The sequence below is a fragment of the Variovorax sp. SRS16 genome (assembly GCF_901827165.1).
GTDB lineage: Bacteria > Pseudomonadota > Gammaproteobacteria > Burkholderiales > Burkholderiaceae_C > Variovorax.
The window spans coordinates 545,206-563,374 of record NZ_LR594667.1; the positions used below are offsets into that span (position 1 = coordinate 545,206).

Annotated in this window: 18 protein-coding genes; 8 read left to right on the plus strand and 10 right to left on the minus strand. The window is 63.3% G+C overall.

All coding sequences use genetic code 11. From position 1 onward, the window contains the following. Window positions 1-59: 59 nt before the first annotated feature. The 3 genes from E5P2_RS30740 to E5P2_RS30750 form a co-directional block, all read right to left on the minus strand. Window positions 60-1,121, minus strand: coding sequence for a glyoxalase superfamily protein (locus tag E5P2_RS30740; RefSeq protein ID WP_162570970.1), 1,062 nt, complete (start codon window positions 1,119-1,121; stop codon window positions 60-62). Between the two features lie 314 nt (window positions 1,122-1,435). Continuing rightward, window positions 1,436-2,158 carry a hypothetical protein gene (locus tag E5P2_RS30745; protein ID WP_162570971.1) on the minus strand — a complete coding sequence of 241 codons (723 nt, stop codon included), beginning with the start codon at window positions 2,156-2,158 and terminating at the stop codon, window positions 1,436-1,438. 22 nt (window positions 2,159-2,180) lie between these two features. Continuing rightward, window positions 2,181-2,549, minus strand: coding sequence for a hypothetical protein (locus E5P2_RS30750; RefSeq protein WP_162570972.1), 369 nt, complete (start codon window positions 2,547-2,549; stop codon window positions 2,181-2,183). Window positions 2,550-2,739: 190 nt separating this feature from the next. Between E5P2_RS30750 and E5P2_RS30755 the strand changes: the two genes are divergently transcribed. Next, window positions 2,740-3,945 carry an RNA-guided endonuclease InsQ/TnpB family protein gene (locus tag E5P2_RS30755; protein WP_269475013.1) on the plus strand — a complete coding sequence of 402 codons (1,206 nt, stop codon included), beginning with the start codon at window positions 2,740-2,742 and terminating at the stop codon, window positions 3,943-3,945. Between the two features lie 105 nt (window positions 3,946-4,050). Here E5P2_RS30755 and E5P2_RS30760 read toward each other — a convergent pair whose 3' ends face one another. After that, entirely contained in the window at window positions 4,051-4,893 is an 843-nt protein-coding gene (locus E5P2_RS30760) for a prepilin peptidase (RefSeq protein ID WP_162570973.1), read from the minus strand. A 139-nt stretch (window positions 4,894-5,032) separates the two neighbouring features. On the opposite strand from E5P2_RS30760, the gene E5P2_RS30765 reads away from it, so the two are divergent. Next, the gene (locus tag E5P2_RS30765) at window positions 5,033-7,021 is read left to right on the plus strand and encodes a beta strand repeat-containing protein (RefSeq protein ID WP_162570974.1); all 1,989 of its coding nucleotides are present in this window, start codon (window positions 5,033-5,035) and stop codon (window positions 7,019-7,021) included. 175 nt (window positions 7,022-7,196) lie between these two features. On the opposite strand, the gene E5P2_RS30770 is transcribed toward E5P2_RS30765, so the two are convergent. Continuing rightward, a complete protein-coding gene (locus E5P2_RS30770) occupies window positions 7,197-7,733 on the minus strand; it encodes an outer membrane beta-barrel protein (RefSeq protein WP_162570975.1) in 537 nt (178 codons plus the stop codon). A gap of 196 nt (window positions 7,734-7,929) precedes the next feature. Then, the gene (locus tag E5P2_RS30775; RefSeq protein WP_162570976.1) at window positions 7,930-9,477 is read right to left on the minus strand and encodes a hypothetical protein; all 1,548 of its coding nucleotides are present in this window, start codon (window positions 9,475-9,477) and stop codon (window positions 7,930-7,932) included. 135 nt (window positions 9,478-9,612) lie between these two features. Here E5P2_RS30775 and E5P2_RS30780 point away from each other — a divergent pair, with 135 nt between their 5' ends. Then, complete coding sequence (locus E5P2_RS30780) at window positions 9,613-9,918, plus strand: hypothetical protein (protein ID WP_162570977.1); 306 nt, start codon at window positions 9,613-9,615, stop codon at window positions 9,916-9,918. Window positions 9,919-10,122: 204 nt separating this feature from the next. Here the strand turns inward: E5P2_RS30780 and E5P2_RS30785 are convergent, their stop codons facing one another. After that, on the minus strand, window positions 10,123-10,719 hold the full coding sequence (locus E5P2_RS30785; protein ID WP_162570978.1) for an HAD family hydrolase: 597 nt from the start codon (window positions 10,717-10,719) through the stop codon (window positions 10,123-10,125). A 213-nt stretch (window positions 10,720-10,932) separates the two neighbouring features. Next, complete coding sequence (locus tag E5P2_RS30790) at window positions 10,933-11,238, minus strand: hypothetical protein (protein WP_162570979.1); 306 nt, start codon at window positions 11,236-11,238, stop codon at window positions 10,933-10,935. A gap of 300 nt (window positions 11,239-11,538) precedes the next feature. Here E5P2_RS30790 and E5P2_RS30795 point away from each other — a divergent pair, with 300 nt between their 5' ends. The 3 genes from E5P2_RS30795 (at window position 11,539) to E5P2_RS30805 (ending at window position 14,032) form a co-directional block, all read left to right on the plus strand. After that, entirely contained in the window at window positions 11,539-12,393 is an 855-nt protein-coding gene (locus tag E5P2_RS30795; RefSeq protein ID WP_162570980.1) for an RNA ligase family protein, read from the plus strand. A 110-nt stretch (window positions 12,394-12,503) separates the two neighbouring features. Continuing rightward, on the plus strand, window positions 12,504-12,848 hold the full coding sequence (locus tag E5P2_RS30800; RefSeq protein ID WP_162570981.1) for a hypothetical protein: 345 nt from the start codon (window positions 12,504-12,506) through the stop codon (window positions 12,846-12,848). A 23-nt stretch (window positions 12,849-12,871) separates the two neighbouring features. Continuing rightward, window positions 12,872-14,032, plus strand: coding sequence for an AAA family ATPase (locus tag E5P2_RS30805; RefSeq protein ID WP_162570982.1), 1,161 nt, complete (start codon window positions 12,872-12,874; stop codon window positions 14,030-14,032). A gap of 396 nt (window positions 14,033-14,428) precedes the next feature. Here E5P2_RS30805 and E5P2_RS30810 read toward each other — a convergent pair whose 3' ends face one another. Next, on the minus strand, window positions 14,429-14,929 hold the full coding sequence (locus tag E5P2_RS30810; RefSeq protein WP_162570983.1) for a hypothetical protein: 501 nt from the start codon (window positions 14,927-14,929) through the stop codon (window positions 14,429-14,431). 139 nt (window positions 14,930-15,068) lie between these two features. Next, window positions 15,069-15,653 (minus strand): hypothetical protein, encoded by a 585-nt coding sequence (locus E5P2_RS30815; protein WP_162570984.1) that lies wholly within the window; start codon window positions 15,651-15,653, stop codon window positions 15,069-15,071. Window positions 15,654-16,095: 442 nt separating this feature from the next. Here E5P2_RS30815 and E5P2_RS30820 point away from each other — a divergent pair, with 442 nt between their 5' ends. Then, window positions 16,096-16,425 carry a hypothetical protein gene (locus E5P2_RS30820; protein ID WP_162570985.1) on the plus strand — a complete coding sequence of 110 codons (330 nt, stop codon included), beginning with the start codon at window positions 16,096-16,098 and terminating at the stop codon, window positions 16,423-16,425. A 211-nt stretch (window positions 16,426-16,636) separates the two neighbouring features. Further along, entirely contained in the window at window positions 16,637-18,094 is a 1,458-nt protein-coding gene (locus E5P2_RS30825) for an RNA-guided endonuclease InsQ/TnpB family protein (RefSeq protein ID WP_162570986.1), read from the plus strand. The last annotated feature ends 75 nt before the right edge of the window (window positions 18,095-18,169 follow it).

Below are 18,169 nucleotides of genomic sequence, written 5' to 3' on the forward strand. Positions count from 1 at the left end.
GCCGGCATGCGGTCGCACAAGAAAAAGCCGCCCTGGGTAGGGCGGCTTGTGAATGTCGACTAGCGGCGGGTCTTCAGAACCAGCCGTTCGTAGGCCGTCTTGGCCCGAGCGCGAAGTTCGGAGGCCAGTTGGGCAACGCAATATCCGTCGTACGGGCCGTTGAGCGTGAAGAGTTCCGACACATTCTGCCGCAGGAACGTCTCGGCGTTTTTGTTCTGTTCCCGCAGAGTGGCCTTGGCAAGCGCCTCCATCACCTTCGAAATCACCGAGGGCGTTCCCGCTTCGTCACCTTCGTCGGCAAAGAGGCGGTTGAAGACTTGGCGATAGGCCTGCATTTCCAGGTCGACGTCTTCAGCAGGTTTCACCGCGCCGGTTGTTCCGGCATCGCTCGTATGCTGCAGCGCTTCAATTTCCCACTTGGTGAGCGCGAAGCCAATGACGGCTGCGGCTTTCTCAAGGAGGGCCTTTGTCTTTGGCAGACTCCGGGTCTCCGTCAGCGTGATGCCTTCCTCGGCAAAGTACGTCCGGTAGGCGGCCAAGAGGACGTCGCGCACCGGAAGCTCGTCTTCATCCTCGAGCCATGGAAGGTCGTCATCCTCGGGGTCGCCTTCGTAGTCCTCGGGCAACAGCACAAGGGCTGACTCAGGAACGATTTTGCAATCGCCGTTCAGCCAAAGCGTTTCTCCCTTGGCATTACGCTCCGTGTGTTGCTCATCCCAGGAAAGTTCGGTTTCCCCGTCGCCTTGGAAGTCCAGCCCGTCTTTGCGGCGCGTAGCGGATGCAGCGCTGCAGGTGCCCGGCACCAATTCGCAGGCACCAATGAGCTCCATGAAGGAGCCGTGCACCGGCTTGCCGTCTTCGCCCGGCTTCACGAAGTCGAACTGGCCCGTGTTCTTGAGCGGGTACTTCCGCTCGACGGGCTTCGCTGCGGCAGCGCGCAGAGGACTGTCATCCGGAAGCTTTGCCTCCAGCTCGTTCCAGCTCTTGTGGCCAAGCGCCTTGGCCAGGATGGTCAGGCACTCGCTGTGGCTCAGTTCGGAAGCTGGCTTGGTGAAGCCCTTGAGTTCGCGGCGCAGAGCGCTCACGGTGGTCTTGGCTTGTTTCTTGGTCTCGAAATACATGGTGTGTTTCCTTGGGGGCCTCGCTGGCCCTGAAAAACGCTGCAGCGCAATTGCTGCACGGTGTTTGCATTGCCAAGCGAGGCCCCGGATTCACGGGATAGATTTCGCATTGGTTGTCCTCAAAAGTCTTCGCCATACCTGCGGGAGCAGGCGCAAACGGCAGGCGACTTCACGGCCTTGCGCCGTATAGGCAAGGGAGGATGTCGACCTATAGCCCTGCGGGCTCAGGCCGGCCACGAGGAGGCCGGGCGTGCCGTCAACAATGAAAACGCCCAGGCTGGTAAAGCCTGGGCGGAATGAGCGGGCAGGGCCCGTCAGATGGAGATGACCGGAAGGCCCTCGGGTCGAGTTGTCCGTTCGTACCAGTAGTGGCCGATGAACCCGTCCTCAGCCAAGACCTGCGCGATTCGCGGATTCGCGGCATGCTCTTCGTCGGATACAGGACGGACCAGCTTGAAGACCGAGCTTCCGCGACGGACGTACGCTGGTGCTTCCGCCGAAGTGGTGGAAAGCAGCACCTCCGGTACCGGTCGCCGGTCCTTGAAGAGGTTCACGCTCTGCACGAGCATGAACCCAGGCGTGAGCGGTTCGACCTGGATGCCGAACCTCTCGCTGAAGTCCATCCCGTAGAAGCAAAAAACTTCTTCTGGGTAGAGGTCCGCCTCGGGGTCCGAGATGTGCACCTGCTCGCAGGGCAGGCGGCTGCGAAGGTACGCAACCAGCTGCTCGAAGGCGGCCGCATCGGTCACCCAGCGCCGGTGGTGGTCTCGTAGGCCGCGGCCTGCATCTTGGACGATGCAAACCGGCTTGCCGTCAAACCAGAGCGTGTGCATCTGGGCGGACCGCTCACCGTCGAAGTATTCGAACATGAGTTGTCGCACGTCGAAGCGCTTTTCGAGGTCGAGCGTCTCGAGGAACTCGGTTGTGCAGTTGCTGTCGAGGTCCTGAATCTCCGGCAGCCACTGGCCGCTGAGAACCCAGGTGGTATGAAGCACTGGCTTCGTTGGGAGGAGGTAGACCTCCTTGAGCTTGAGCATTCTCATCAGGGGAACGACCTGCTCAGACCGAGACAGCAGCCAACATTGTCTTCAGACGCTCGACTTCAGCTCGCGCGTCCTTCAGCTCTTGGTGGAGGCGGATGACCTCCTGGCGCGCCTTGCGGTCGCCGCGGTGGGTCATGAAGAAGTGCTCCGCGTACTCCTCGGTGGCCGGAGACCATTGAGCGATGGAAGCGGAGATGGCTGTGCGATTGTCGAGCTCGACCAGCGCGCGGACGTAGGCACGCGATTCCAGTGCCCTGGCCGCATGCTCGTCTGGGGTTTCCTTCACCAGGCCCAAGCGGGCGAGAAGGCCGGTCGCCAGCATGCGCTGTGCATTGGCGGCAATGGCCAAGACCGAACGCGTAGCGGTGGGATTGACGGTATTCATGGATTGGTTACTCCTTGGGTTGAACAGATTTCCTGCCCCGTATAGGGATACCGACGCTCCGACGACGCACCGGGAGCAGCGCAGCGCCCCGTCCTTTAGGGCGGGGAGTGAATGGCGGTTGTTTGCAGCCGAAGGCGTTGCCCTATCTAAAAAGCGGCGATACACTGGATGAAACAACAGTGCCTCCTCGGTGTCCCTTCCCAGCTCTCCCCCGCTTTCGACCCGTGTCCTTCGGCTTCGGCTGAAGGACAAGCATGCGGCCGTGCTGCGCGCTATGGCGCGCGACGTGAACCAGGTCTGGAACTACTGCAACGACCTCGGCCAGCAGGTGCTGCGCCGCGAAGGTCGCTTCATGAGCGGGTTCGACTTTCAGAAGTACCTCAACGGCGCAAGCAAAGCGGGCCTGCTCGTGGGCTCTGCGGTGTTCCAGCAGGTCGCTGAGGAGTTCGCCACGCGCCGGCGGCAGTTCAAGAAGGCGCGCCTGCGCTGGCGTATCTCCGACCCTAAGCGCGCGAACCGGAGCCTAGGGTGGATTCCTTTCAAGGCTCGCTCGCTGCGCTACAAGGGCGGGCAGGTGGCCTTCCAGGGCCACCTTCTGAGCCTGTGGGACAGCTACGGTCTCGCCGGCCACGAACTCGGGGCCGGCAGCATCAGCGAGGACGCGCGCGGACGCTGGTACCTGAACGTCACGGTCCAGGTGCAGCCGAAGGCCAAGCCGTCGCCCGAGGGCCTCAAAGGGGCCCTTGGAGCCGACCTGGGGCTCAAGAGTCATATGACCGACTCGGCGGGGACCTCGGTGGACGCCCAGCGCTTCTATCGCGACCTCGAGTCGAAGATTGCCAGCGCGCAGCGCGCTGGCAAGGCGCACCGGGTGCGTGCGCTGCACGCCAAGGTCGCCAATCGCAGGAAGGATTTCCTGCACAAGCTCTCCACCGCCCAGGCCCGCGGCCATGCGGCGGTCTTCGTCGGCGACGTCAATGCCGCTACCCTCGCGAAGACCCGAATGGCGAAATCCGTGCACGACGCGGGCTGGAGCAGCTACCGAACCATGCTCAAGTACAAGTGCGATGACGCAGGTGCTTGGTTCGCGGAGGTCGACGAATCCTTCTCCACCCAGGACTGCAACATCTGCGGCACCCGGGCCGGCCCCAAGGGCCGAGCAGGGCTCGCGGTGCGGCAATGGACCTGCCCCTGTTGCGGCGCGTCCCACGACCGCGATGTGAACGCGGCGCGCAACATCCTTGCGCGTGGGCTTGTTTGGTTGGAGAAGACGTTTTCCGCTGCGGATTCGCGCTCGACGAAGAGTGCGGCCGCAGTGAATAAGGTGCCTGGCCCTTCAGGGCTAGGTGCCGCGGCCGGGCATGGCCGTCCAGCAGGGGGAATCCCCGTCCTTTAGGGCGGGGAGGATGTCAATCACAGGTGTTCCTTTCAGTTGTCCTGCAAGGTGTAGCGCAGCGCCGGCAGCGCGAGGAAATCGGCGCACGCCGCCCCTCGCGGCGGGTCAACCGAATGCGGCGTAGGGGATGGGCAGCCGGCCAGAGCGCTGCAGCGCGAAGATGATGACGCCGCCCAGGGCCAACCACTGGCCGAACGCCAGGCGGACCTGTCCATCCAGCTTCTGGCGGTTGGCGGCTAAAGCTGCGAACAGCGCAAGCGGGCACGCCGTGGCCAATGTCTGAACGACCCCGAAGGGCCCGACGAACGTGCCGATTGCCAGCAAGAGCCAGGCATCGCCCCCGCCGATGCCGTCGACGCCACGCCAAGCCTTGAAGGCGGCCCCGGTGACTCCTAGAAGGCCGTAGCCCGCCAGGGCGCCGTAGATGGCCAGCGTCGGCGAAATGAACCAGGACTGCGTGGCCGCAACCAGGCCAAGGGCAGCCAAAGGGTGGACCAGCGCGTCGGGCAGCAGCTGGTGCTCGATGTCGATGACGGCAGCCCAGAGAAGCAAAAGGGCCGCCACGCCGACGAGGGCAGCCTGAGCCGTGAATCCGAGCCAGGCAACGCTGCCCGCACCAGTTGCGGCGCCGGCGAGCTCGAGTGCAAGGTAACGCGGAGAGATGAGACGGTGGCAAGCCCGGCACTTGCCCCGCAGGAGTAGCCAGCTGACCACCGGGAGGTTGTCATACCAGGCAATCCGCACGCCGCAGGCTGGGCAATGGGACCGCTTTGCTCGCAGCATGGGTGCGTCATCGTCCACAGGCAGGCCCAGCTCCTCCTGTGCCCCCTGTCGCCACTCCAGCAAGAGCTTTCGCGGCAGGCGGTAGACGACGCTGTTGCCAAAGCTTCCCAGCACCAGGCCGAAAAGCATTCCCAGGGAGATGAACAGGTGGATGGAGCTGAGCATGCGTCCGTCTAGTAGCTCCCTTTAGCCTGCCGGCCCTGGGAAAGGCTCGCAAGCCCAGACAACCCGCGAGCCACCCATACCCGGAATAAGACGGTCCCTATACGAAAGCATCCGTCTAGCCCCACCTAAGGTTGCCCCAATGTCAAACCGCACGTCCCGTAGACTCGTCACCGCCCTGCTTGCGGTGTCCCTGGCCGTCCAATCGGTCGCAGCTGCCGCCGCGGGCGCACAGTTCTCATACCGTGTCCCGCTCAAGACGATGAACGTCATTCCGGATTACGTTCCCGCGACCGGCGCCATCACCAGTCTGACCGCGGACCCGCCAACTGTGGTCGCGGGCTCCTCGGGCGTGGTAACTCTCACGGCCAGCGTCGCGGATTCCAACGGAAGGCCGGCAATTGATGGCGAAACCGTCGCATGGGCCACGTCCGGCGGCGACTTGGGGGCCGGCTCCGCCACTGTCGGCGGGGCCGCCGTGATTACGCTTGCGCCGCCCACGGTAGCAGGTCCCGTCACGGTCAGCGCACTTCTCAACTCGAGCGGGGCTTCGCTTTCGACGGTGGTCGACGTTATCGCTGATGAGGTCAGCGCCAAGGTCGCCCAGGTTTCCGCGCCGGGAGGCACTCTTCCGGCCAACGGCTCGGCCCAGGCGCTCATCACTGCTTCCGTCACAGACGATTACGGCAATCCTCTCGGTGCTGGCATCCCAGTGACCTGGTCGACCGACATCGGCACCCTGACCGGGACCAGCAGCTCGACCGACGCGAACGGGATGGCCGCAACGCACCTGACCGCCCCGACCACGGTCGGCATCGCCACGGTGCGCGCCCTGGCAGCCAATAGCGGAGATGCAGGCAAGACTGCGGGCGTCTCCTTCATCGCGGACGCCGCGACCTCGAAGGTGGTGTCTGTCACGGCCGACAGGACCTTCATGACCGCAAACGGCAGCGCAACCGCGACCCTTTCGGCGCTCTTGCGTGACGCAAATGGCAACCTCGCGCCGGCTGGCACCTCGGTGAGCTGGGGAGCCACACTAGGGAACCTCGCCCCGGCGACTTCCTCAACTGACGCAGCAGGTCGCGCCACTGCCGTTCTTACGGCGGGCACCGTCAGCGGGACCTCGACGGTCACCGCCAGGGGCGCTTCAGGCGACGCAGGAAAGACGCAGTCGATTTCATTGGACGCAGACGCGACGACGGCTCGGGTGGTTTCGCTGAGCACCAACGCGACAACCGCAGTGGCAAACGGGGCGCCCGCGGCGACTTTGTCCGCTGCCGTGCTGGACGCCCACGGCAACCGGGTGACTGGGGCAACCGTCGATTGGACGACCACCCTGGGCAGCATTGCCGCGAGCTCCACTACCGGTGGAGACGGTATCGCCCACGCAGTGCTGAACGGCAGCACCGTTGCTGGCGCAGCGACCGTTCGGGCAAAAACCCGCGCAGGGGGCGATGCTGGCCAAACCCAGACCGTCACCTTCTCGGGCGACGCTGCGACTGCTCGCGTTACCGCGATGAGCAGCAATGCCTACACGGCCGTTGCCAACGGAGCGCCGGCCGTGACGCTCTCGGCTACGCTGAAGGATGCCAACGGCAACCTCCTGCCAGGCGCCATCGCCAATTGGACGACGAGCCTCGGCACCATTGCCGCGACCACCGCTGCAGGCGCAGACGGCGTGACCTACGCTGTGCTGTATGCAGGCGTTGCAGCCGGCACGGCAACGGTTCGCGTCAAGGGCGCAGCGGCAGATGCTGGCCAAGCAACATACATCAGCCTTATCGGTGACGTGACCACGGCGCGCCCGGTTCAGGTTGTCGCGAGCCCGTCTTGGGTCTGCGGCTCGGTCTATCCGGACAACATCACCACCACGCTCTACGCAGTAATGCGCGATGCGAACGGCAACGTGGTGGTCGGGGCGCCTGTGACCTGGGCAGTGGACCGTGGCTCTCTTGGCGTTGGCCAATGGGGCGTCTCATACTCGGATGCGAATGGCACCGCCGTCTCGACGCTCACGTCATCCCCGGAGTGGCAGGTGTACGCAACCGCCACTGCCTATGGCGCCGCAGGCCAGATGCCCGTCAACGTGTACTACGAATACTGCAAGCCCGCAGGGGGTGGCGGCAAGTAACGTCTACTGCCAATGCCCCTCTCGCAGAAATGCGAGGGGGGCATTTTTCTTTTTCTGGCGGAATGGGGCAGACTTTCTCCGTGGTCTGCGTTCGTGGCAGCCGAGCCGCAAGGAAAAACCCCCGGTGCAAGGCCGGGGGCTTCAGGGCAGCAGGGTTAGCTGCAGCGTTGGTTTGTCAGAACGACGCCTTGATGCCAGCGCTGAGGTTGTACAGGTCCGCTCGCGAGTCGCCGAAGTTCGGCACGTACTGGAGCTCGGTGCGCAGCGCAAAGGTCGCATTCAGCTTGTACTCCGCGCCGACTCCGAAGAGCGGAGCGTTGCGGTGAAAGCGACGGCCCTCGACTTCGCTGGCCGTGTCGGCAATACCGAGGCGACCGAATGCGGTCACACCGCGGTACGACGGGGCAAAGCCGAGCACGCTGGCGGAGAGCATCGAGTTCTGCGCGAAGCCGACGCCATCGCGCTGCTCGATGTCGCCCAGCCGCGCATAGCCGATTTCCGCTGCGACGTGGGGGTTGAACTGGTAGCCGCCGTAGATGGTCGCGCCCACGTCACCGGCCTTGATGCCGAAGGCAGTCTTGTCGCTCAGGCGGTAGTGCGAATAGTCGAGGCCCGCGCCGGCGTAGAAGTTGTCGAGAGCCGGAGCCGCATGAGCTGCGCCACCGAGGGTTGCAGCTGCGAGGAGAGCGAGTGCGAGGAGGGATTTCTTCATTTCATTGCCCCTGACGGGGTGTAGTTGAGGGATATGCGGTCCCGCGGACGGGTTAGCGCTGTTACGTGTAGGGAGGCGTCTGCTACGGCACCCAGCAGCTGCATCTCAGCGACTTTTGGCGGACAAGAAAAAGGACCGGCATGACGCCGGTCCTGAAGAAGTGAGCAGGGGCCGCTGCGGGCTGCCCGCGGTTCGCCTAGAGGTCCAAGGGGTCAGGCGTGCTGAGATAGGTCTCATGACACTTTACTGTGAGTAGGTCCAGGTTGATGGTCACAAACTGGCCCTCCTGAAAAGCCTCCATTGCGTCATCCACCACAAGCACGCGGCAAGAGGTCTCGCGCGCGACTGTCGCCAAGTGGGCGAGCTTGCCTCCAACGGCGCTCACCACCGCGCCGCGACCGCCCTTGCAGGCAGACAGCATCGCGAGTTCGTAGTCGACGCCAGCATAGGGCACCACTGCAATCGAGCCTTCCGGCACCGCCTCGTTTGGCTTGGGGAACACGACCTGGCCAAAGACGGTGCCGTCTCCTGCGAGTCGAACACAGTCATGTCCTTCAGCACGGCCAAGGCCTGTCGCAAACCGCCAGGCGGCTCTGTTGACAGGATGGTCCATGTCGTACGCAGCCCTCAAGGGCAAGCCCGCGCCCAGCCACCAGTCCGTGTGCATGGGGTTATCTCCCCCCATTTTCATGCCGGTAGGGCTCACTGGGCGCCATTTGGGGAGCGCCTCGTGGGTGTCCATGGTCGCATGCCTTGATGCCCAGTTGAGAAAGGGGGCTGCAGGCACCTTGACCAATCGGTCGCCAGCTTCGTCGCGCACAAGCAAGTCGAGGTATCCGCCGAACTTCGGGGCCTGTTGACCAATTCGAAGGCGTAGAACCTCCAGCTCGTAGTCCTCCTCCGCCGCCTTAGCTGGCGGGCGGGTCTGAAAAAACATTCCGCGCTTCTTGCCCGGTGACCCTCCGCTTTCGACTTCCGCCTCTTCCTGGACCTTGGCTTGGCCAATGCTGTCCGCCAGTTCGGTGAGCCGGTCGAGAATCGCTTGCGTTGGCTGGTCGAGGAGCTCGTCTGAGCCTCGGCTACCGTAGACCACGCCATCTCGAATGGCATCTTCGTAAAACTCCCAGCACTTCGGCTCGAAGTACGCGTTTTCCGCTTCTTCGCTGTCGCCGATGCGGCTGAGGTCGCGGTGCTCGCGGTAGGCGGCCAAAGCTTCCTTCGGCTCATTGAAGGTGGGAACCCAGAATGCGGGGCCCTGGACCCGCTTGAAGAGCGCTGCTGTCTCCTGGAGGTTGAAGAACACCAGGTCCGACTCGCGGCTGTACATGTGGTACTTGGCCCGCAGCACCCGGTATTCGTCGAGCGTCACGCACTCGTTGCCCATGCGCTCGAGGTGCTCTCTCGCGTAGGCCTTGTCGGCGCGTCCGAAGCCCGCGATGTACGCGTAGGGCTGGTAGAACTCGCCGCGTGAGCGGTAGATGCCTGCGGTCTGCCAGGCGGCGGTGCCGAGATAGCGCTTCAGGCGGGTATCGTTCGGGTCCTGGGGGCCATCGCACATTCCATCCTCGTCGGTGGAAATAGAGCGCTCGCCCTTCAAGATGGCGACAGCCATATCGAGGGTCATTCCCTCCAGGCCTTCCATGAGGAAGGAGAGGGCGCCGCGCCAGTCGTCGGAAAGTACCAGGTCCCGGGCGTGTTCGACCACGAAGCCCGGCTCGACTGAGAAAAACAGTTCTTTGGTCATGCTTGATGTTTGGAGTTGTCCTGACGTTGTCTAGCGAAATGCAGCAGGACCGTGGGCCTGCTGGGGACCGGGGCGGTGCGCGCGCCTCCCTATAGGTCGTTGATTCCAAATCCTTGGAGGTAAAAGGACAACAACATGAGTACACAACAACTGAACGACAGGCGCACGGCAGAAGCAAACGCCGCATTTCAGGCCTACGACTTCGGAACCGCCGTCGTCGAGTCCGCCGACGGCTGGAACCGCAGCCTTCCCGGGACGGAGATGGTTAGAACGATTTACCTGGCGCCAGAGAAGGACGGCGAGCCGACCGAGCGCGCTTACTTCACCGTCCGGTTCTCGGGGCTGGACACTTCGCTCATCAGCGAGGCCTATGCCATTACGGTGAAGGGCGGCATCTTCGGTACCGAGGGCGCACGGGCTGACGCACTGGCCACGGCCTGAGCGATGGGATGATTCTTTGAGAGCGGGCCCCCTTTGGCGGCCCGCTTCTTTTTTTGCCGAACGCTAGCTTGCCTATCCGAACGTGTCTGCGTCATGGCAGTGGGACAACAGCGTTGGCACCGGCATCCAGGTTCCCTGAACGCACCTAAGCGAAAGCCCCTCGGCAACGGCCAGAGGGGCTTTTCTGTGCTCCAGGACGACGGCTCAAGGCCCCAGCAGTCGCGTCACCAGTTCATCCAGGCCTTGAATCGCCGGTAGGGCCGGGTGCCGGCCGAAGCGGTCAACGAGAACGAAGTCCATGCCGGCCGCGGCAGCACCTCCTCCATCGCTTGATACGCTGTCTCCAACCACGATACAGTCCTTCGGCAGGATGCCAAAGGCCGCCGCGGGTCCGAAGAACATTTGCGCGTCAGGCTTGAGCAGGCCCGTGTCGAAGCTGAAGTTCCAGTAGTCAACCATGTCCGCCAGCAGCAACTTTGCCTGGCCATACGGCTTGGCCAGGTTGGAGCTGACGAGGATGAGATATCCCGCCGCCTTGAGCTGCACGAGTGCGTCGCGAACCTCATGGAAGAGCTTGATGCGATGAACCTCAGCCTCGAGCTCTGCCGTCACCTCGCGAAGTGCTTCAGGTGAGAGCACGCTGCCAATCTTCTTCGCCATCCGGCCCGGCGAGGCGTTCGACGTCATTACAAGCTCGCGCGCGTCCGAGGCAGTCGCGCCTGCCAGCAGCTGGCGATAGGGATGGGCAGGGTGGTCGATGTAAACGAGCGTACCGAACAAATCAAAAATGATTGCTTTCAAGGGGAACTCCAGCTGTAACGTTGAGCCAGCCCACCTCGAGTGAATTGCCACCGGCAGGCTTACTCTCCGTCTAGCTAGCGCCCTCCACCCTGGCGGCGTGAATGCGAAAACTCGCTGGACGCGAACCACCCTGCGGGGATTAAAAGGCTGACGGCCAAACGGAGAAAGGCCACCCGGAGGCGGCCTTTTGCGGCGTGCGCTCTGCCGAGGCGCTTACGGGGCCTTCTTTGCGGCCAGCTTCGCTTGAGCAGCCTTCAAAGCTTCGGGGCTCAGGCCAGGCGCCGACGGACCACCTGGCGGTTTCGGAGGGGCGGGCGCAACCACCTTCGGAATGATGGGCTGGCCCTTCTCGTCGAACTTCAGCTCCGGGGCGGGCGGCGGCGAACCGGGCGGCATCACGGGCTTGGCGACCTGGGACTTGGCAGCCGGGGCCTTTGCGGTTGCAGGCGCGGTATCGGTCTTCGAGCAGCCGGCGATTGCGGCAGCGACCAGGAGGACGGTGAGAGCGGTCTTTTTCATGGATACTCGTTGGGAATGATGTTGATGACGGGTGGCGGAAGACACCGCCTTGCCTTGTTTAGCGTTCTCGTTTAGCCAGGAGCATTTTAAGGGAGTCTTGCTTCCTATAAGGCAGAAGCCAATTCAATCTGCTCCCAAGCCGAGAGCCGCGGCGTGGCCCCTGCGAGTTGCGGTTTAGATGTGCAATTGACCGCGCGCTGTAAATCGTCTAAAATACAGCACGATTTAAGACGCGGAAACAAGCAGTTCCTCCGGGCACGCACGGTTCGCCAGCCGCGAAGTATTTGACAAGAGCCCGCCATGGAACAAGCCACCAAGTCCGCCATCATCAGCCTCGACATTCATAAGTACATGCGAACTCCCCACCTGGAAAGCTCCAGGCTGCAGGTGGGCGACGAGGGACATGGCCAGGTGCCCTATGCACAGCACAAGGGCAAGTACATCGTGCTCGAAGAAAAGCTCGACGGCGGCAACTGTGGCGTCAGCTTCAGCGCGGCCGGAGAGCTACTTTTGCAGTCCCGTGGACACTACCTCACTGGTGGCGGCCGCGAGCGCCAGTTCAACCTGTTCAAGCAGTGGGCAGTCGCACATGAGGGTTGGATGTTGGAGCGCCTTGAGGACCGCTACGTGATGTATGGTGAGTGGATGCACAAGAAGCACGCTATGTGGTACGACGCGCTTCCTCACTACTTCTGCGAATTTGACGTCCTCGACAAGGTGACGGGCAAGTTCCTCTCAACCGCCGCTCGCCGGCGCCTTCTCGCTGATGGCCCGGTGCTTTCTGTGCCCGTGCTTTACGACGGCATTGCACCTCCAAAGCTCTCCGATTTGTGGGTGCTGGTGAAGCCGTCGCTGGGGCGTACCTCGCAATGGCGAAGGGCGTTCGAGGCAATCGTCAAACGCGAGGGACTGGACGTCGAGAAGGCGTGGAAGCAATGCGACGGTTCAGACCGAGCCGAAGGACTCTACGGCAAGGTGGAAGAGGGTGACGAAACGGTCGACCGCTTCAAGCTGGTACGGCCTGACTTCGTGCAAGCCATCCTCGACTCGGAGAAGCACCATGCGGAGCAGCCTTTCATACCGAACCTGCTGCGGCCTGGTGTCGATATCTTCGCGCCGCGCCTGACGCACGGATGGAACGCTGAGCCATGGTAGCAAGAAGCCGTTGGCTACCGCCAGAGGACCAGCTGCTGCCTCGTGATGAGTTTAAGCGGCTCGTCTTCCTTCGCGCGGGTGGGAAGTGCGTTTTCTGCGACCAACCGGCCGTGGACGCGCACCACATCCTCGAGCGCAAGCTCTACCCCATCACGGGGGGCTATTTCCTGGGCAATGGCGCCGCGGTATGCGACGAACACCACTGGAAATGCGAGACCACGGAGTTGACGGTCGAAGAGGTGAGGGAAGCTGCTGGAATCAAGGCGCCAGTACTTCCGGACGGTTTCGACCCCGCCGCGCGCTTTGACAAGTGGGGCAACATCGTCCTCGAGGACGGGATGCGCGAAGCGGGGCCGCTGGCCAAGGACGACGGCATGCGCCGGGCCCTGACGCAAGGGCGCTTCATTGGCCTGCTGCTACCCCTAACATCAAAGAACAAGTGCTTCGCGCCATGATTGGTCGAGGCGAGGAGAACCAAATGAACAAGTATGACGCCGCCATCCTCGCGGTCGGCCCTGCAGCTGGCCGAAGGGACATCGACTGGAAGGCAGTAGAGGACGCGTACCCCGAGTGGCGCAGCCTAGCCGAAACCCCTCAAGACAGGCACTATCACGCCGAAGGCGATTGCTGGACGCACACCAAAATGGTCTGCGAGGAGCTCGTGAACCTGGCGGATTTCCAGGCCTTGGACGCCCGGGGCCAGCAACGCATGTTTCTGGGTGCGCTGATGCACGACATTGCGAAGCCCGGCGTCACGAAGGTCGACGAGAACGGCCGCATCTCGAGCAAAGGCCACAGCAAGCGAGGCGAGGTGGACGCCCGAATTCGCCTCTGGCGAGCCGGCTACGACTTCTCGGACCGCGAGGCCGTTTGCCGCATGATTCGGTACCACCAGGAACCCTTCATCAGCTTGCGCAAGGCAAACGCCGCGTTCCTTGCTCACAAGTGGTCGCACGAAGTGAACCTGCGGGAGCTGGCCCTCTTGGCGGAGGCTGACGCGCGCGGCCGGCGCACCGACCCCGCAAGCGATTGGCAGAACACCATCGACAACGTCGAGCTGTTCCGCCTGCTCGCGCAAGAGCAGGAGTGCTACGGCCAACCACGGCACATGGCCGATGAGCACACTGCCGTCTCGTACTTCCGCAGGGAGGGCGAAATCAGCCCGGATTACCCTTTCTTCGCGCAGCCAGGCTCGGAAGTTATCGTGCTGTCTGGGCTTCCAGCGACCGGCAAGAACCACTGGCTCGACACGAACCACCCCGAGCTTCCTGTCGTCTCCTTCGACGACGCGCGCGAGGAGCTGGACTTGGCTCATGGCGAGAACGACGGCAAGGCCGCGCATTTCGCAGTCGACAAGGCGAAGGAGCTCTTGCGCCGGCGTGTTCCTTTCGCCTGGAACAGCACGCACTTAAGCGCCCAGATGCGGCAGAAGACCTTGGACCTGCTGTACGCGTACGACGCTCGTGTCCGCATTGTCTACCTCGAGCAGCCTGAGGACGTCCTGCTGAGCCGGAACAACAAGCGTGACTCGACACTGAGCAACAAGGCCCTGCTGGGCATGCTGTTTCGGTGGGAGGTGCCGCTGCCCACCGAGTCCCACCGGGTCGATTATCAACCAGGCACAGCAGCCCGCACCTAGGGGAACAGATGGGCCGTACAGTCATGAAGCTGAACGCCGCCTTTCACGTCACCGTGACGAACTGAGCACGATTCACAGCCGCTGGTCACTGACCGACGGCTTTCTCGTCGCGACAGGCACCACGGCAGTGCCCCGAGTACCGCTTCATCGGCTGCGAGCTGCGCGACGCGAACCGACTGGCAGCTGCTGGGGCCCTTCGCCCCGGGAGCAAGAAGGGACGCTTCCGTGTGACGCTTACCGGCTACTGTCGCTATGACTGGGACACCGTCAGCCCACCGTGATTTCGAAAGCCACCTTCGGGGCGGCTTTTTTTATTATGCGCTGCAGAGCAGCTGGCGACCGAGTCGATTGCGCAAAGAAAAGCACCGACCAAGGGGTCGGTGCTTTGAATGACGATTACTGTTTAGGGTAATCGGTCCGATGCGCAACGGAAGCCGAGGGCGACCGCAGGAGCGCAACTACCTTGGCAACGTGCGGAGGCAGCGAAGGACCGGCCGTGGGAGTGGACGGGGACTCGCTGACAACTACGCCCTTCTCGACGGAATCGTTGGAACGACCCGAGGTGGAGGTTGCAGCCTGCGTTTGGCCGTTGTCTTGCGAAACGGCAGGGGTGGAGCTGGTCAAGGACGTGGCGCCCTTGACGAAACCTTCCTTGAAATCACCGGCAACCGACTTGATGCCATCAAGCGCGGTTGGGGCGACCGACTTGATGAGCGCGAACGGCGAAGTGATGGCCAGGCCCACGAACTTCCCGGCTTTTTCCGAAACCGATGCAGCGGGAACTGCTTCGGACGCGGGGACGAGAGCTTTGGAGCTGGTGGTGTTGACAGCGTCAGCGTGGGCGGACACAGCAATCATCGACAGCGCAGCGAAAGCGGCAAACAGAAACTTCTTCATAGGAGACTCCTTGTGGTGCTTGAGCACAGTTGAACTACCTTCTATAGCAAGCGCGGCCCGAGCGCGCTGCCCCAAAAAGAAAGAGCGCTCCGCAAAGGAGCGCCCGAATGAGGGGACAAGGGGAGAAGGAGAAGGCTGTCTAGGCGGCAGCGGGGACCTGGTTGACCAGGAAATCCGCCGGGCAAAGCTTGACCGAGTACGAATTGCAATGCTCCCCGTTCCAGTCGGTGTACGGCAAGCTGAAGCCTGCATCCTTCAACAGCTGGTTGAGGGCCAGCAGGTCCTGCGGCAAAAACAACAGGGTGATGTTGTCGTACTCTGCAAGCTGGAACACGATGAGGTTCGGGGTGTTCATGTAGCCACAGCTGATGCTGAGCTGGCCGAACTTGAACAGGCCGCCGACCGACGACTCACGGAACTCAGTCAGGTGCCCGACGATGTCGTCGCGGAAAGCTGCAAGCGTCTCCAGCAGCGTTCGCACGGGCTGGTAGGTTGTCTCGACTTCGGTCAGCTGCCGTTTCCAGCCAGCGAGCAACTGTTCGGCACGGTGAATCCGGTTGATGATTCGACCGCGCACCTCGCGCCGCGCCTCGTCGAGCGACCTCAGCCGATGCCCGACCAATGGGGTTGCCTCGCAGGCCGATGCCGTGATTAGGAACTGGGGGCCAGCGTAGTGCGGGTAGCCGTTGCGCTCCTGAATGGTGAAGTTGGTGTATCCGTCCATTGTGTCTGGTGTCTGATGCCCTGCGGCTGGTTGTGGAAGTCCTGACATCGAATAGCGACGCCTCGGCCCCGCGGCTAAAACCTCTCGATAGACAGTTCGTCGCCTTTCCAGACGATGTTGATGGAGCCTCGCGGCTCGCACCTTGGGCAGCCGAATATTCATCGGCACTCGCCCCGCCCCGGAACCCCGTGCGTCCGGGGCCTTTTTTTGCCCATCCCCTGCTCAGCGCCGCGTATAAAAACGTCCCCTATACAGCTGTGTCATGGTTTCCTCCCTGACCCATCGGATGGTTCTGGACACCTCCGCTCTTGCAGCCGGCCCGGCAACAGGCATGGCGCCTCGCCCTGAGACTTCGTGAGCTCAGGGCGATTTTTTCGTCCTGGGCTTGGCCGAGGTGGCTAGACTCTGCAGCAACCACGCTGAACAGGACATTGAAATGGGAATGAACGCCACCGTCGTCGTGATGCACGACGCCTTGGGACAAATCGAATCCGACCCGCGCTTCGGCGCCAAGCTCGCCGAAGCCATCCGAACGGCTTCGGTCGTTCCGGACACGAGGCAGGACGTCGCCGCGGGCAACTACGCGAATGCCGCCCACGTCGTCGAGTGCCATCACGCGGACTTCTCCGTGGCCATCACTGTCGGTGAGAACCTCGGCAAGGTGCAAAGTCGAGCGTTTTGCAAGCACACGACGGATGAAGGCCAAGTGCGACTTCTCGAGACTTGGGCGGACCGCCTCGGCTATCGCCTAGTCGCAAAGCGAGCCTTTTAGCCAGCCAGCGCCGTAAACCCACGGTCTTCAGGCCGTGGATGTAAGGCGCGAGTATTGCAGGCTATCTGCGCTTTGCCGATATAGGTGAGCCGACTCGGACTAGGCTGAGTCAAAGCGGACCTCTATAGGCTATACTTTCCTAAAATCTAGCCTGACTTTGCTACCGACGTCTAAAGTTCGCGCCAAGCGGACCTCCTATCCCAAGCACGACGTGACCTACGAGGTCCGCGAAGGCGTGCTCGAGGTGTCGCCCGCGCTGGGTGCACGCCTGCACGGAACGCTCGACGTGCTGTGCGAGCTGCGCGAGCATCTGCGCCGGGAACGCGAGCACGACCGTGCCCTGGGCCGCGCCGCCCGGGCCACCGGGGGCAGCCACCGCTATCTCGCCAAGGCCGACCAGTACCAGACCGTGCGCGCTCTGGCGGCGCGCGACCATCGCTTCGCCGGCGTGCACTCCCAGGTCCTGCAGAACGTTGCCGACCGCCTCGACCACGCCACCAAGGCGTGGCTCAAGGGCGAGCGCGGGGCACCCACGGCCGTGCCGCGCAAGAACTACCGCAGCCTCACCTTCACGCAGTACGGCTTTGCGGTGAAGATTCAAGGCGGGCGCCTGCACATGAGCCGGCTCGGCGAGGCGCGGCTCATCGGCCTGCGCAAGCTGCCGGGCCGCGTCAAGAGTGTGACCCTCGTGTTCAAGCAGGGCCGCTGGTTCGCGCAATTCACCTGCGAGGTGCAGGTGCAGCACTGCGAGCGACGGCGTCGCCACGCCTCTCCCGAGGTGGCGCTGCTGCCGGATTCGGGGCTCGATACGGGCCTCGCGCGAATCGCTACGCTCGCCGACGGCACCACCCATACGCCGGCGAAGCCCCTGAAGCAAATGCTGCCGCGGCTCAAGGCCGAGCAGCGCAAGATGAGCCGACAGTTCGAGGCCCGCAAACGCGAGCTCGCGGCATACAGGAAGGCGTTTCGGGCCCTGGGGCTCCATGGGCCGCTGCCGGAGCGTGACCACCGCCCGCTCAGCAATCGGCTCAAGCGCCAGATTCGGCGGGTCGCCATCCTGCACTCGCGCATCGAGTGCGTGCGCCGAGACCAGCTGCGCAAGGTCGCGCGCCAGCTCGAGCAGAAGTACCGCCTCATCGCGGTCGAGGAGCACGGGGTCGAGTTCATGAAGCGGAACCGGCGCACCAGCCGCAGCGTCTCGGACGTCGCCCCTGCGATGTTCAAGGGACTGCTCAAGCACGCACTCGGAGAGCGCTACGTTCCGGTCGCCAGCCGGCGTCCCGGCATCGGAGGCAACAGCCAGACGTGCCTGTGCGGCGCATCGGTGCCCAAGACCCTCTCGGAGCGCTGGCACGTCTGTGCGGCCTGCGGCCTGTCGGCGGACCGCGACGCGGTCAGCGCCAACATCGCGATGGACATCGCGTTCGGATATTCAAACCTCGGGGCGGTGAAGCCCCCGGAGCCCGGGCAGGGCCTCGTCAGACGTGGAGAAGGCAAGTGCCAAGCCGGGCGACCGGTGAAGGCCTCGCGCAAAGCGACAGAGCCTCCTGTGAAGCGTCCATCCTCCACCGGCCGACGGCTGGCGTGTACCGCGGGTGCGCAAGCTACCGCGGGAGTCAAGAACCCGCAGCTCTTGCCAGGCGCTCTGGCGCCCAACTTGAGCGGCTGAGACGAGCACCACGCCGGACAGGTCCGGGCTCAGCGCCTGACCTAAAACGTAGGAAGCCCCCGCCTTCAGGGGCGG

Coding starts and splice junctions, on each gene's coding strand:
- E5P2_RS30795 (WP_162570980.1), top strand. CDS start 11,539: ATGGAACAAGCCACCAAGTCCGCCATCATCAGCCTCGACATTCATAAG.
- E5P2_RS30820 (WP_162570985.1), top strand. CDS start 16,096: ATGAACGCCACCGTCGTCGTGATGCACGACGCCTTGGGACAAATCGAA.
- E5P2_RS30775 (WP_162570976.1), bottom strand. CDS start 9,477: ATGACCAAAGAACTGTTTTTCTCAGTCGAGCCGGGCTTCGTGGTCGAA.
- E5P2_RS30810 (WP_162570983.1), bottom strand. CDS start 14,929: ATGAAGAAGTTTCTGTTTGCCGCTTTCGCTGCGCTGTCGATGATTGCT.
- E5P2_RS30770 (WP_162570975.1), bottom strand. CDS start 7,733: ATGAAGAAATCCCTCCTCGCACTCGCTCTCCTCGCAGCTGCAACCCTC.
- E5P2_RS30750 (WP_162570972.1), bottom strand. CDS start 2,549: ATGAATACCGTCAATCCCACCGCTACGCGTTCGGTCTTGGCCATTGCC.
- E5P2_RS30790 (WP_162570979.1), bottom strand. CDS start 11,238: ATGAAAAAGACCGCTCTCACCGTCCTCCTGGTCGCTGCCGCAATCGCC.
- E5P2_RS30740 (WP_162570970.1), bottom strand. CDS start 1,121: ATGTATTTCGAGACCAAGAAACAAGCCAAGACCACCGTGAGCGCTCTG.
- E5P2_RS30780 (WP_162570977.1), top strand. CDS start 9,613: ATGAGTACACAACAACTGAACGACAGGCGCACGGCAGAAGCAAACGCC.
- E5P2_RS30815 (WP_162570984.1), bottom strand. CDS start 15,653: ATGGACGGATACACCAACTTCACCATTCAGGAGCGCAACGGCTACCCG.
- E5P2_RS30745 (WP_162570971.1), bottom strand. CDS start 2,158: ATGCTCAAGCTCAAGGAGGTCTACCTCCTCCCAACGAAGCCAGTGCTT.
- E5P2_RS30765 (WP_162570974.1), top strand. CDS start 5,033: ATGTCAAACCGCACGTCCCGTAGACTCGTCACCGCCCTGCTTGCGGTG.
- E5P2_RS30760 (WP_162570973.1), bottom strand. CDS start 4,893: ATGCTCAGCTCCATCCACCTGTTCATCTCCCTGGGAATGCTTTTCGGC.
- E5P2_RS30805 (WP_162570982.1), top strand. CDS start 12,872: ATGAACAAGTATGACGCCGCCATCCTCGCGGTCGGCCCTGCAGCTGGC.